The sequence below is a fragment of the Rhizobium sp. NZLR11 genome, from assembly GCF_019685115.1.
Lineage (GTDB): Bacteria > Pseudomonadota > Alphaproteobacteria > Rhizobiales > Rhizobiaceae > Rhizobium.
Window position 1 is genome coordinate 179354 of the sequence record NZ_JABDWD010000007.1, and the last position, 13417, is coordinate 192770.

The 13417-nt window shown below is 58.8% G+C and carries 13 protein-coding genes and 2 pseudogenes; 7 read left to right on the forward strand and 8 right to left on the reverse strand.

Translation table 11 applies throughout. The annotated features are described in order from the left end of the window. The first annotated feature begins 56 nt into the window (after positions 1-56). A complete protein-coding gene (locus HJB83_RS14610; protein WP_221116986.1) occupies positions 57-860 on the forward strand; it encodes a helix-turn-helix domain-containing protein in 804 nt (267 codons plus the stop codon). A 169-nt stretch (positions 861-1029) separates the two neighbouring features. Beyond that, entirely contained in the window at positions 1030-1872 is an 843-nt protein-coding gene (locus tag HJB83_RS14615; RefSeq protein WP_221116985.1) for an acyl-CoA thioester hydrolase/BAAT C-terminal domain-containing protein, read from the forward strand. Between the two features lie 711 nt (positions 1873-2583). Here the strand turns inward: HJB83_RS14615 and HJB83_RS14620 are convergent. The 3 genes from HJB83_RS14620 to HJB83_RS14630 all read right to left on the reverse strand — a co-directional run bounded on the left by HJB83_RS14620 (position 2584) and on the right by HJB83_RS14630 (position 5340). Next, on the reverse strand, positions 2584-3126 hold the full coding sequence (locus tag HJB83_RS14620; RefSeq protein WP_207583333.1) for a hypothetical protein: 543 nt from the start codon (positions 3124-3126) through the stop codon (positions 2584-2586). A gap of 173 nt (positions 3127-3299) precedes the next feature. Next, positions 3300-4565, reverse strand: a complete 1266-nt coding sequence (locus HJB83_RS14625) for an NAD(P)/FAD-dependent oxidoreductase (protein ID WP_221116984.1) — start codon at positions 4563-4565, stop codon at positions 3300-3302. A 244-nt stretch (positions 4566-4809) separates the two neighbouring features. Further along, entirely contained in the window at positions 4810-5340 is a 531-nt protein-coding gene (locus HJB83_RS14630) for a dihydrofolate reductase family protein (protein ID WP_207583331.1), read from the reverse strand. A 343-nt stretch (positions 5341-5683) separates the two neighbouring features. Between HJB83_RS14630 and HJB83_RS14635 the strand changes: the two genes are divergently transcribed. Both HJB83_RS14635 and HJB83_RS14640 read left to right on the forward strand, forming a co-directional pair. Next, entirely contained in the window at positions 5684-6457 is a 774-nt protein-coding gene (locus HJB83_RS14635) for an NYN domain-containing protein (RefSeq protein ID WP_207583330.1), read from the forward strand. Between the two features lie 340 nt (positions 6458-6797). After that, complete coding sequence (locus tag HJB83_RS14640; protein WP_221116983.1) at positions 6798-7592, forward strand: transglutaminase domain-containing protein; 795 nt, start codon at positions 6798-6800, stop codon at positions 7590-7592. A gap of 106 nt (positions 7593-7698) precedes the next feature. Here HJB83_RS14640 and HJB83_RS14645 read toward each other — a convergent pair whose 3' ends face one another. From HJB83_RS14645 to HJB83_RS14665, 5 genes are all read right to left on the reverse strand, one after another. Next, a complete protein-coding gene (locus tag HJB83_RS14645; RefSeq protein ID WP_221116982.1) occupies positions 7699-8151 on the reverse strand; it encodes a hypothetical protein in 453 nt (150 codons plus the stop codon). Positions 8152-8317: 166 nt separating this feature from the next. Then, positions 8318-9082 carry a hypothetical protein gene (locus HJB83_RS14650; RefSeq protein ID WP_221132191.1) on the reverse strand — a complete coding sequence of 255 codons (765 nt, stop codon included), beginning with the start codon at positions 9080-9082 and terminating at the stop codon, positions 8318-8320. A gap of 30 nt (positions 9083-9112) precedes the next feature. Beyond that, a complete protein-coding gene (locus tag HJB83_RS14655) occupies positions 9113-9373 on the reverse strand; it encodes a hypothetical protein (RefSeq protein ID WP_221132193.1) in 261 nt (86 codons plus the stop codon). A gap of 90 nt (positions 9374-9463) precedes the next feature. Further along, positions 9464-10768: a HAMP domain-containing sensor histidine kinase gene (locus tag HJB83_RS14660; protein WP_221132195.1), complete on the reverse strand. Its 1305-nt coding sequence runs from the start codon at positions 10766-10768 to the stop codon at positions 9464-9466. 1 nt (position 10769) lies between these two features. Further along, positions 10770-11429, reverse strand: a complete 660-nt coding sequence (locus HJB83_RS14665) for a response regulator transcription factor (RefSeq protein WP_221132196.1) — start codon at positions 11427-11429, stop codon at positions 10770-10772. 200 nt (positions 11430-11629) lie between these two features. Here HJB83_RS14665 and HJB83_RS14670 point away from each other — a divergent pair. The 3 genes and pseudogenes from HJB83_RS14670 to HJB83_RS14680 form a co-directional block, all read left to right on the forward strand. After that, positions 11630-12070 (forward strand): annotated as a pseudogene (locus tag HJB83_RS14670) (response regulator); the annotation flags it as partial. Between the two features lie 423 nt (positions 12071-12493). Next, positions 12494-12976, forward strand: a pseudogene (locus HJB83_RS14675) (adenylate/guanylate cyclase domain-containing protein); the annotation flags it as partial. A 217-nt stretch (positions 12977-13193) separates the two neighbouring features. After that, the gene (locus tag HJB83_RS14680; protein WP_221116978.1) at positions 13194-13394 is read left to right on the forward strand and encodes a hypothetical protein; all 201 of its coding nucleotides are present in this window, start codon (positions 13194-13196) and stop codon (positions 13392-13394) included. Positions 13395-13417 lie beyond the last annotated feature (23 nt).

Consider the following 13417-nt stretch of genomic DNA (forward strand, 5'->3'; position numbering starts at 1 on the left):
GTTGACCGCCCGATAATAGACTATGGCAGTCCGCAAGAATTTGGAGATAATGCCAAATGATCTCCAAATTGGGCCAATCCGCAAAACTGCTGCGTTCCTGCTACGACGACTTCGATCCAGACTGGTCGGATCGCCTGGCTGTCGCTGTCCGCCTCGACTTCAGTGACTATGAAGCTGAGGTGCCCCAGCACCAGCACAAGCAAGGGCAGCTCATTTTGGCCTTGCACGGGGCAGTCACATGCAGGACGGAGAATGGCCTCTGGATTGTCCCACCGGACTGCGGAGTCTGGATACCCGGCGGCATACCGCATAGCAACCTGGTCACGTCCAACGCACGCCTGTCCTATCTGTTCGTTCAACCCGACGCGGCGACGCTGCCGCAGGAGTGCTGCACTTTGTCTGTGTCGCCGATGCTCCGCGAGATGATCCTCCGACTGGCGGATGTATCGGTCAACTCTGCTCCGGACGATCATGTTGGCCGTCTGGTGCGGGTCTTGTTGGACGAACTCACGCAGATGCCGATACAGGGCCTGGAGTTGCCCGCTTCCAGCCATCCCAAAATCAACGCGATCACCGCTGCCCTGATGGCGGAGCCGAGCGACCGTCGCACCCTGGTCGATTGGGCGGCACACGTTGCCATGAGTGAGCGATCCCTGAAGCGGCTGATGGTCCAGGAAACGGGGCTGACCTTCGGCCGATGGCGGCGGCAACTGCACCTGGTCATCGCATTGCGCGAACTGGCCAGCGGCGCGACGGTCCAGAGGGTGTCGAGCGACTTGGGATACGAATCTGCTACCGCCTTTATCGTCATGTTCAAGAAGGCATTGGGCACAACGCCAACGCGCTACTTCGCGAGCTGATTTGCCGAATGGCCAATTTCGGCAACGCTGGCCGGCCTTTGCGGCACGTGCCATGACCGCTTCGGGCCGACAGCAGACCAAAGGCGTTGGCAAGGCCACAAGCGGAAGTTGACGTGTGATCCATCCAGGATCGTGATCCGCCAGATCGATTATTAAACTGGGGCTGAAAGTGATCGCCTACGACATCGAGCAACTGGACGGCAAGGTTAGAGGCGCTTTCCTTCAAGGCGTTAATTCCGGAAAAACTGGAGTGATCGTTCTCGGCGGCTCCAGCGGCAGAGTCGATACGGCAAGGGCGGGATTGTTGGCAGAAGTCGGGGCTCGCACACTGGCGTTGCAATGGTTTGGAGGAGCTAATCAATCGCCAGGAATCTGCGAAATACCCCTTGAGACTTTCATCGACGGAACGGACCTTCTGGTGTCCAGAGGATGTGAACGAATAGTTATGGTTGGAACCTCGAAGGGCGCTGAAGCAGCCCTGCTTGCTTCGACCATTGATCAGCGTATCAACGCAGTCATAGCAATTAGTCCTAGTTCTGTGGTTTGGGGCAACATTGGCGCGGGCGTTGACAGAATAGCTTGGCCTGAGCGTTCATCTTGGTCGTTTGGTAGAGCCCCACTAGACTTCGTTCCCGCCGATATCAACTGGCAGAAGGAATACCGGGATGGACTCGTTTCCTATCGGTCATTTTTTGAAAGATGCCTCACAAACGATCTTCAAGCGAATAGACGAGCACGAATTCCAGTCGAAAATTCAGCCGCTGATTTGATCCTTGTCGCTGGCGGTAGCGATGCGCTCTGGCCATCGGACGATTTTGCTCGGGAGATAGTTCAGTCCAGGCATGCGCATGGCAGATCGGCAACGCTGATCTTTGATCAAGATGCTGGGCATCGCATTCTATTTCCCGGCGAGACGACGCCACGATCAACCCTCCACGCATACGGCGGAACTGACGAAGCCGATGCAAGGCTTGGGCAGAAGGCATGGCGAGCTATAGCCGCGATGCTATAGGTTTGTCGGTATCGCGCCAGTAGGCGACATCTGGATGATACACTGTAATCACCGATGTGGCTGTCTATAGGTCCCACTTCGGTCCGTCTGTTGACAGGACGATTTCCACCGGATCACCACACACTTCAACAAGCGGCCCATCGGTCTCATTCCAGCGGAATAGGTTGAGATGCCACCCACCGGGTATCATGCGAGACCTGTCGATGATGCCGTCTGCGCCTGCTGCTCGCGCAATATTGACAGCCCGCCACGACGCCGGTTCGCGTCCTTCCGACAATGCTGTTCGCCAAGATTCGTTAGATTACTCGCGATCTATCCCGAGGCGTTTACAAGCCTCTTCATCATGCTGGTCGAGTACCATCGCGTCGACGACCCTCAGCGGAACGACAACGCGCGGATATCCGTTCTCGCGCATGTAGCCAGCTATAGCGCGTATGGACCACTCCAATGCGGCGCTCGTGTAAAGGGTCCGCTCGCCAGGACGATGATAGCGCCCTGCACTGTTCGGTCCCGGCGGGTCCAACACTTGGTGAACTCTATCCGTCACAACAGAGCGGTAGAATGTACCGGAAATTTCCTTGAATACATCACGGGCTTCGGCCATCGCGGTAGGTCTTTCGCGCGGGGATCATTTTTACGTCTATGAAAGATGCATGACACTGGCGTGACGTCCGCTCAGGGCCGACAATAGCCTTCGGCCGCCAAAAGCGGTCAAAGGACACCTCGTCTCAAATCGAAGCTTACGCCCCCGCCGGCCTTTCCGAAGCAATTCACGAGAACGACTTCACGCCTCGTGAAAGTGTCCTCATCGCTCCTCCATTCCTTGAAAGCGATCCTCACTGCATACAGTCGAGGGGGATCGGAATGCGGGGCTCCGAGGCTCTGCGTCTCAGGCGAATAATCGCCGGGAACGGTCACCAAGACTTCGCAACAGTCGGGATTGATCGCCAGGAAATTGGACACGGACGTATAGCGCCACGGATTGCTCGCCGTCCGCTGATGACCGATTTCATGAGCGATTCCGGCTTGGACATAACGGTCTGCGGCACCGGCGATGAGGGCCTCATGTGTTACACTTTTGCAGCGTATCTCTTCTTCGGCCGAAAGAGCCTTGGCAGAGAAGCTGGCTGCATTATCAAAAGGTGCTGTCAACCACCCATAGCCCAAGTCTATGATTGCTCCGCTGGACAAGAACAGAGCGATAAGGAAGGCTGTGGCCAGGACGATCTTCGAAGTCGATGGTCTGCCCGTCATTAAGTTTATCTCCAAACGGTCATCGGCGTTATTGGTTGGATGCCGATTTGATCACATCGGACATTAAGTCAGCAATGGGCCGAGAGCGGACATCCATGGAAAACCAAAAGTGCCATCAGGCATTTGCAGCGATGCGGCTCAGAATAAATTGATCATCGTTGGCACCGCGCCGGTCACGAATGCCCTATGAGGTGTTCGACGAGGCGGGGCGCTTCTTCGGTGATTGCCAATATGATGCCTGACTTGCGTGTGGAGGCGAAATCCAGTCCGGCAAAGTAGAGGCCCGGCAAGACGCCCACCCCATCGGCGTGAACGGGCTGCCCGGCAGCATCCAGCGCACCGGGAAGTCTCATAAAGCTGAAATCGCCCTTGAAGCCCGTGCACCACACCAGGCTGGTGATGCCGGATAGGGAGAGATCGAGCGAATTGATAGCCGGGTCCGGCCGACGCCACGCGACCGTCTCCGCCGGGTCGGGCTGCGAAACCGGTGCGTCGATCCCGGTGCGGCCGACATAGTCGTCAATATGGCGTTTGGCATTGTCAGAGGCTTCATCCGCAAAACGAACATTCGTTTCGAGATCGTCGGCGAAAGAGAGGCGGCCGCCACCCGCAACCCCGGTCAATCGCCCGAGAAGCACGATACCCTGTGCGCCAAGCCCTTGAAGGCTGATCGTGTGTTCCGATCCGAGCACACCACGCGGCGGGATGCGTCCCGCAAGCCGAATGACCTCCTCTCGCCGCACGTCGAGAAGCCCGCTTTCGAGGAGCCAGATCATGATGTCGCGACCCCGATAGCGGCGTGGAAGCCGCCCGACGCGACTGGTCGCAAGGAAGACCGTCCGGCCCGCTTCCGCCAGCTCCTCCACGATCTGGGCGCCCGATTGGCCGCTTCCGACCACCAGCACTGCTCCGCCGGGCAGATCGGCAGCGCTGCGATAGCCGGAAGCGTCGATCTGGCAAAGGTCAGGCGGCAATGCATCTGGCGGGATCGGGCGCACGGGACAATTCAGGTTGCCGCTTGCGACGATCACCTTCCGCGCCCGAAGCGTGCCCTGCGAGGTGGTCAGCCGATAGACGCCATCCTCCCGCGCGAGTTCGCTCACCGCGGTATCCGCTTCGATCGGCAGCCCGTTGCGGCCGGCGAAGTCTTCAAGGAGAGCGACGAACTGATCGCGCGTGAAAACACCATAGGGATCCGGACCCTCATAGCGGTCGCCAGGCATGACGGTCTGCACGTTGGGCGTATTCATCCGAAAGGACTCCCAGCGCTGCGTGCGCCAGGTCTCGCCTATGCGACCCCGCTCCAGGACGCTATGACGCAGGCCCCGCCGTGCCAGCCAATAGCTGACACCGAGGCCCGCCCAGCCGGCGCCGATGACGACGACATCAAGAACATCGGCACTCCCATTCTTCTGCCACGATGATCTCACGAGCGGCATCCCCCAGCCATCCCCGCGCGGCATTAAGCCTTGTTCACGACAATGAGTCCAGCGTCGCCGATCTCCGTCCGACTGGCCCCGGCCGTGCCTCGTGCTGATGCCACGCATGGCATCGCAGACCTCAGCCATTTCCCATCTGGTAGCCAAATGACCGCGTCGCGCCGACTGCAGTCACGGCGCAGAAGCACGAGGATCAGTCATCGTGGCTGCCGCGTCGACGCGATCGATCCGGCAAATTGCCCGATCAGGCAGGAACATAGGTCAATCTGATCGCCTCCTCGCCGATCCGATCGCTGGCGACAAGGCGGAGCGGCGGCCGGGGGCCGGTGAAGAACGGCTTGCCGCGGCCGAGCACGACGGGGTGGAAGTAGAGCCGATATTCATCGATAAGGCCGAGGTCGGTCAGGCTTCCCGCAAGGTCCGGCCCGGCGACTTGGATCTCCCCGGCAAGCCCGGCCTTCAGCCCGCGGATCGCCGCCTCGACATCCTCCGCGACAAGGGTGGCATTGGGGCCGACCGACTGCAACGAGCGCGACACCACCCATTTCGGCTGGCTCCGCCACGCCATCGCGAAGTCGCGTAAATCCGGGGTCCATTCAGGATCGTCATCGTCCCAGTAGCGCATGACCTCGTACATGCGGCGTCCGTAGAGGCTACCGCTCAGGCCGCGCACCTGCTCGATCCAATGGCGAAAGAGGGTGGCGTCGGGCGCAAATTCCTGGTGGTCGACGTAGCCATCCAGCGACAGGTTCATTCCGAAGACGAGCTTCGCCATGTCATATTCTCCATCCCGGGTTCTTCAGGATAGCTTACGCCACTGATAGGGGTAAGTGAGCTAGGCATAAATTGCACGATTTACCGGTATTGTGGAGCAAGCGCCGCAAGAACCTGACGAGCACTAACGTCCGCACGCCACGTTGATGCGCGGCGCGACGAAGGCCGATGATCATCGTAGTGCTGGCGCCCCACTTTATCTTAGCAATCAGGATTGACATTCTTCGCGTTGACTGCTTCTGCGAACTTTTCATTCTAGCGATCTATAGATGTACTGTCATCCAGGATCGTAGTTGCAATAATCAGGACAATGTATACTTTGCGAGCAACGCGGGGAGAGGTAAATGGCAGCAAAAAATTCCGGAACCTTAGCGGTGCTGATTGATGGCGACAACGCTTCGCCGAAGATCGTCGTCGGTCTCATGGCGGAGATCGCCAACTGCGGAACGGCCAGCGTCAAACGCATCTACGGCGACTGGACGGGTCCGAACCTAAAGGGCTGGAAGGAATGCCTGCTCGAATATTCAATCCAGCCTATTCAGCAATTCGCCTATACGACCGGAAAAAACGCGACCGACGGCGCAATGATCATCGACGCCATGGACTTGTTGTATACTGGTCGTTTCTCGGGCTTCTGTATCATCTCCAGTGACAGCGATTTTGCGCGACTGGCGGCGAGAATCCGGGAACAATGCGTCACTGTCTATGGGTTCGGTGGGAGGAAGACGCCTCGTTCCTTCATCACGGCCTGTAATAAATTCGTCTATTTCGACGTCCTCAATGCTCAGGCTGCAGAAGTCGACGAAGCAGCGGCCCCCGCCCAAAAAACCACAGTCCAGGCCAAACCTACGGCTACGAAGGCGCCGTCTAAAAAGGCTGGATTGGATAAAGCGACACGAGACATGTTGACCAAAGCGATCACCGCAACTTCTGATCAAGACGGTCGAGCAAATCTAGCTGAAGTGGGAGGGCATCTGGTGAAGCAAGCGCCTGACTTCAAACCACGCAAGTACGGCTTCCCCAAGTTGAAGGATCTCGTGAGGTCGTCAGGTATCGTCGATGTAGAGCACGCACCGAATAACCCGAAAACAATCCTAGTTCGCCTTAAGAAGGCGTAAGCCAGCAATAGACGTGAGACCGGGATTGCCCCGCCAGCCGATCGGGCAACGCGTCGCGGACCAGGGAACAAAGTTATCTGGCGAAAGTAAGGGTGCTGAGCCGTGCAGAGGCAAAGCATTGAAGTGCTGCCTCCCAAGCTACTTCAGCATCTCTGCACGGCTCACCGAACAGTAACCCGGCCGCGGCTGAAATTGTTCCCGCTCGCTCTTTTCGCCCAGATCCAGAATCGCCTAAACCTGTCATTGTGGCTGTCGCAAAACTCCCTATCCTGCGATGTTGCAGACGGCGGTAAAATCATTGCCGGTTTGATCTCGCAACGGGAAAGGCAACCATAGCGACATGGAGGAAAAGAAACGCTGGACCAACCATAGTCAGATGTCCGATCCAATCCATCACAGGCCTTTGATGGCGGATTTGCCGAACGGGGTCGGGCGATTGAATGAAATTATTCAAGGCGTGCTCGTTCACGCCGATTGGGCAGCAGAATACGGTCTCGACCAAACAAGGTTGGACGCATCGGCGAGAAAAACATTGCCGATCGCGCAACGCTTCGACGATGTGTTCGCCAGAGATCCTCAGCCGCTCCACTGCCGGCGTCCCGCAGAGAGACGATCCACCGGCACGTGTCGCGATTTTGCACTCGCATTGTCTTCGATCCTTCGCAGCAAAAGTGTTCCCGCACGCGTGCGCTGTGGCTTCGCCTCCTACTTCTCGGCAGGATGGGAGGATCATTGGGTTTGTGAATATTGGAGCGCGGCAACCAGACGCTGGCATTTGAGCGACGCGCAAATCGACCGGATGCTGAAAGAGAAAAAACAGATCAAGTTCGACCCAGCCGACGTACCGCGTGACTTTTTCATGCCCGCAGGAGAGGCCTGGCTGAAATGCCGTCGAGAGACGGTCGATCCTCAGGCATTTGGCCACGGTGAGGTGAATGGCCTGTGGTTTGTGAAGATCAATGTCATCAGAGATCATTACGTGCTGAATGGCCGAGAAACCTCCGATTGGGATCGGTGGCGCGAAGCAGATTCCTCTCAAAGGCTGATACGTCCGCAAGACCTGCCGCTGCTGGACAAACTCGCCCATGATCCCGCGCAGGATTTGATCGAGGTCTTGCCGGACTGGCTGTCATGAGATGCCTGAAGCCGGCTAGGCTTAAAGTCTTTTCGCGCGGTTTAGTGGGATTCATTCCCGCTGCTTGTGGTTGGGTCCTCGGTCAAGCGAACTTCAATAACGGAAATCATGCTTGGAAAAAGCTTATCTGATAATCTTCGAATTCACCTGATCTCTCCGGCTGAACAAGCTCTACGACGAATGTACGATCAGGAAATTGCCACCCAAGCTTTGCGATGTAGATTTCGCGCAGGCGTTCGCCCAGGATCGCCAGCTTGTCGCCGGCTACATCCGTGCATGCCGAGTGCTGAATGTCAGCGATGTGAAAATGATTCATCACCCATTCGATAGACTGGCGCGTTGCCTCAGGATTTCGTTCAAAGGATCGCAAGCCCTCCAAATTGAAACCGTCAACGAGAACGTATTTTTCAAACGCGACGAAGCGGGGCCAGAATATCTCTGAATAGCCTACTGCGAGCGAGAAATTTCCGCTGTTGGCGGTCCAGTCCCGGAGGCTGATCCCTCGACCATCATTCCAGGCTGCGAGTTCTGATTTCATACTATCTGGAATGTTCGCCAATCGTGCCCTCCCGGTCATGTAAACGTGCCGAGACCAGAAGAGCGTAACTCGTCGCTTCTTTCAAGGAACGGTGGGAACTCGTGGCGTCCGGTTGCGCCGAAAGCGGCCCATCCCGCCCCCGAACCATCGCCATCTTCTCTGCGGCGGGCGCTATTCTGTTGGGATCTCAAGGAAGCATCGGCGCGCGCATGTAGCGGGCTGTGGCGTAGACGACCGTCGCTATGATGGCAAGGAGGAAGCCAAGACTGGTGGTGACGGTGCCGAGGCCGAGGCCGCCATATTCCATCGGCTGGGACAGGAGGGCGCCGAAGGATGCGCCGAGCGGGCGGGTCAGGATGTAGGCCAGCCAGAAGGCGGTGGTGGCATCCAGCTTGAACTTGTAATAGGCCACCGCGATCACCACGATGATGCCGCCAAACAGAAGGCCCGTGTTCAGGTAGCCCAGCTCGAAGCGTTCCGCGACCTGGTCGCCGACCGATGTGCCGAGGGCAAAGGTGAACAGGATGGCGAGCCAATAGAAGCTCTCGCGCCGTGGCGTCAGGATCGAGTGGATGGAGAGCGTGCGGTCCACCCCGTACCAAATGGCGAAGGTGACGGCGAGCGCAATGCTGAAGCCCACCGTGGTGGTCATCAGCGAGACCCCGAAATTGTCAACGAGGTTATCGGTGACAAGGGTACCCACGACGCTGATCAGGACGACCGTCAGCCAGTACGACCACGGAACATACTTGCCCTGGTAGAACTGGATTGCGAGTGCGCAGAGAAACACGCAGGCCATGAAAATCGACGTGGCGGTAAGGCCATAGCCGAGGTTGACGTTGAGAAAGTCTGCTGCGGTCTCCCCCATGGTGACCGCCAGCAGCTTGATCAGCCAGAAGTCGACCGTGACCTCGGGGACGCGGCTGGCAGATTGACTGAATGATGTGCTCATCTTGGTATCTCCTGAGGTCACGGGCGCGGCTTACTTGCCAAGAAGCTTCATGGCGTCCAGCAGGAACTGGTCGGCACGCTTGTCGTCATCGGCATTGCAGCGCTCGACCGCCTTGGTTTCCAGCTCGTCGGCCTTCTTCATCACATCGGCCGACACCTTGGCGGTCCCCTTGGCCGCGCGGTATTCCTTCAATACGTCCTCGCACGGGCGCGAGGCTGCATTGGCCTGCGCGACGAAGGCTGCGGAGCCGAGCGTGAGGGCGGTGAAGATCAGTTTGGCGGAACGGTTCATGGTGTTTGTCTCCATTGGTTTGTCGTGCACCTGTCGGGGTACGCTCAAAGCATGGGGCGCAAGGCTTGGGAGAAACTTAGAGCCGCCGGATCAGGCGAGAGGCCATTCGAGAACGACCCGCAGGCCGCGTCCTGCAGGATTGTCCATCAGCCGGATGGTGCCACCGTTGCGGCCGGCCAGATTGCGGGCGATCGCAAGGCCGAGGCCGCTTCCATCTGTTTTAGACGGATCGATACGGTAGAAGCGGTCGAACACGCGCTCGCGCAGTTCGGCTGCAATCCCCGGCCCGTTGTCGGTCACGGAGAGAACCGCGTGATCGTTGCGTGTCAGCACGGCAAGATCCACTTGCCCGTGGTCCGGCGTGTATCGCAGCGCATTGTCAACGACGATATCGAGGATGGCGGCCAGTTCCACGGGGTCGCTCCTGACCACGCAGGGAACCGATTGCACCATGCCGAGATCGATCGCTTTTGCGTCGGCCGCTGCCAGGAACCGGCTCAGGCACTCTTGAAGCGCTTCGCCAAGATGGACTGTGGCCGCCTCGCGGCCGGCCCCCTCGCCGCTCTCGCTGCGAGCCAACCTGAGAAGCTGGGTAGACACCTGTGTCGCCCTGCGCACGCCGGCCTCCAGGTCGGCGACGGCCGCGTCGCGCTCCTCCGGCTGCCCTGCCTGCCTGAGATTATCGATCTGGAGGGAAAGTGCCGTGATCGGTGTCCTGAGCTCATGGGCCGCATCTGCAAGAAAGGCACGCTGTTGCTCCAGCGTGGCGCGGACGCGGTCAAACGCGCGGTTGATCGCCAGCACCAGCGGACGCACCTCCACAGGGGCGTCCTTGACCGAAAGAGGGTCAATGTCCTCCACGACGCGGCTTTCCACCCGGCCGGCCAGGATATGGAGACGCTCCATGATCGCACCCACCAGCCAATAGGCGGCAAGCCATGACAGGGGTATGGCCAGCAGGAACGGCCATGCGGTGTTCCAGGCGGCGTCCGCCGCAAGCTCATCGCGCTCGGCCGTGCGCTGGGCGACCATGACGGTACGGGCTGGATCGCCCTTATCGGTAAAAAGCCGCCACTCCTCGCCATTCGCCAGAAAGGTGGAGAATCCGCCAGAGGCGGGTGGTGGGAAAACCACACGCGGATCGTTCGTTCGGGTCGCTCGCGCATCCGCGAAAGTGATCCTGACAGCCACAATCTCATCGCTGGAGGCTCCCGCGCTCGCCAGAGGTTCAAGACCGCTGCCATCGCCGACCACATGAGCGATCTGCTGGAGCTGGAAGTCCAGGATGCTCCACGCCTCAAGACGTGCGCTGTAATAGGAAAAGGCTGCGGCAAAGGCCGCAAGAGCCGTTAAAAGCGCGGAAAAGACGAGAATGAACGAGCGGCGGAGCGACATGTCAGGCCTTCGGGATCATCCAGCCGGCGCCGCGCACATTGCGGATAACATCCTTATGGAAGCGCTTGCGGATATAATGGATCAGAACGTCTATCGCATTGCTTTCGATTTCCTCGCCCCAGCCGTAGATACGCTCTTCAAGCTGACCGCGCGAGAGGATCAAACCCGGTCGCTCTGCCAGTGTCCGCAGAAGTGCGAATTCCCGCGCAGACAGGGTTTCCGTTGCCTCCCTGAACGTTACAGCATGCGTTGCGAGATCCAGCGTCACCTCTCCCGCCTGAATCAGCGACTGGGCATGCCCGGCCTTGCGGCGCATCACCGCCCGGATACGGGCCAGCAGCTCATCGAGCTCGAAAGGTTTCAGCACATAGTCGTCGGCGCCGAGGTCAAGGCCCTTCACACGGCTTGGCAGATCGTCGCGTGCGGTGAGGATGAGGATGGGAACGCCTTTCCCTGCCTTGCGGATCGATTCCAGCACCTGCATGCCATCGATCCGGGGCAGCCCGAGATCCAGCAGGACAACGCCGTATTCCACAAAGCCGACGGCTTCCAGCGCAGCCTTTCCGTCCGTCACCCAATCCACGGATATGGCATGCCGCCCCAACCCTTTCAGCAGGGCTTCGGCAATCATCCGGTCATCTTCGACAAGCAACAATCTCATATATCAAACGTAAGCGGTCTGGTGAAACTTGTCTTCTGCTGACTGGGGCAGACGACAGGCATAAAACCATACGGATCGATTTTTCCAGCAGCGCCGTCTGCCGAGGACGTCCCCGCCCCCACCTTACAAATCCGTAAGTTGTCGCCAAAGCGCCTCCTCAGCTAGAGTGCTTTAGGGCATGCCGGGAATGATCGGGGCTGATGCGGATCCTGCTTATCGAGGACGATCGGAAGACGTCCGATTATATCGCCAAGGGCCTTTCCGAGGCAGGCCATGTCTGCGACGTGCTCGGCGACGGCCGCGATGGGCTGTTTCAGGCGCAGCGCGAAGCCTATGACGTCGTCGTCGTCGATCGCATGCTGCCGGGGCTCGACGGGCTGGCGATCGTCCGCTCGCTGCGGGCGGCCAAGGTCGGCACATCGGCGCTGTTCCTGACGTCGATCGGCGGCGTCGACGATCGGGTCGAGGGGCTGGAGGCGGGCGGCGACGATTATCTCACCAAACCCTTTGCCTTCTCCGAGCTTCTGGCGCGCTTCAATGCGCTTGGCCGCCGGCCGCCGGTGCAGGAGCAGAGGACGGTGCTGAAGGTTGCCGATCTCGAGCTCGATCTGATCCGCCGCGAAGCCCGCCGCGCCGGCCGCCGAGCCGGAATTGAAGTGTTGGATGCCGATGCCCTCGGCCAATCTCGCTCGCATCTCGATGCCCTCCCCCTGGGAAGGCGACGACGCCCAGCAGCTCGATGGGTCGGGGATTTAAGAGATAACACTCATCGATAAAGTCTTCAGCCCGCGCGGATCACCGCGCGGCGTCATCCGCGAGAAGTGTGGCTGACTGACTGCAACGAGCGCGACACGGCCCACTTCGGCCAGCGCTGCCATGAGTTTCAGGTGTTGACATCTATGCAGAGGTTGATGGCTGTTGACCGCTTATTCTGAGTCTACTGTGAATAGCGCACCCACCATAATGAGACTTCGTGTCGCCCTTTTCCGTAATCGAAATAATCCACCGGCAGACCAGCCGCTATCTTAGCATCCGACATCGCCATTCGTTCCGCCATGCATGAGTTATCAAGCATTGCCGAGCGCAATGGCGGGGCCGTCGTGCAATATCTCGGCGATTCCATTTTCGTCATGTGGAATGCCCCGGTCGACGATATCAGCCATGCCGAACATGGTTGGCGATGCGCACTGGCGATGAAAGCGGCGGTCGACGGCTTGAACGAAGCCAATCTCAGCAATGGCCGCCCCGAGCTCCTGACGCGATTCGGATTGCACACCGGCCCGGCCGTCGTCGGCAGCTTCGGGGCGATTTCGCGTCAGCAGTACACGGCGATGGGCGATACGATCAATGTGGCATCACGGCTGGAAGGCATGAACAAGGATCTGAACACATCGATCCTGACAAGCGCCGCCACCCGCGCCGCCGTCGCCGACCGCTTCGACTTTCGCCCCTTCGGCCTGGCCCCGGTCAAGGGACGCGCCGAGAAGGTCGACATATGGGAGCTTGTCGGGGAAATCAGCGACGAGAGCAGATCCTGCGATCGATGAATGACGGCGCAGGTCGAAGCCGATTCAAGATTCACTTTGGAGAGGTAGATGATGGCACGAGTCTTAAGCGATGATCTTCGATTGCGAGTGTTGAAATATGCGGAATTGTGTAGCAACGGAAAGGTGCCCATCATTCCAGCTTCTCGAAGAACCGCCACGGCCGGTTAAGTCCACTAGCTTGCTCCCCCGAAAATCTAAACTCTCGAAGAGGATTTCCATGCAAAGTTCGCGCAAGGACCTGCTGATCGCACTGGCTCTGATAGCTGCGGGCTTCGTTGCCTTTTTTCTTTTTCTCTATCTCACAGGACACGATCCGGACGAGCGTCCATTGACCCTGATCGAATGGGTGATCGGTGGCATTCTGATCGTGCCGGGGTTTGGATATCTCGTGAAGTGGAGACGGGCGAAGGATGGCTAGAGCAATTCCAGAAAAAGTGCGAA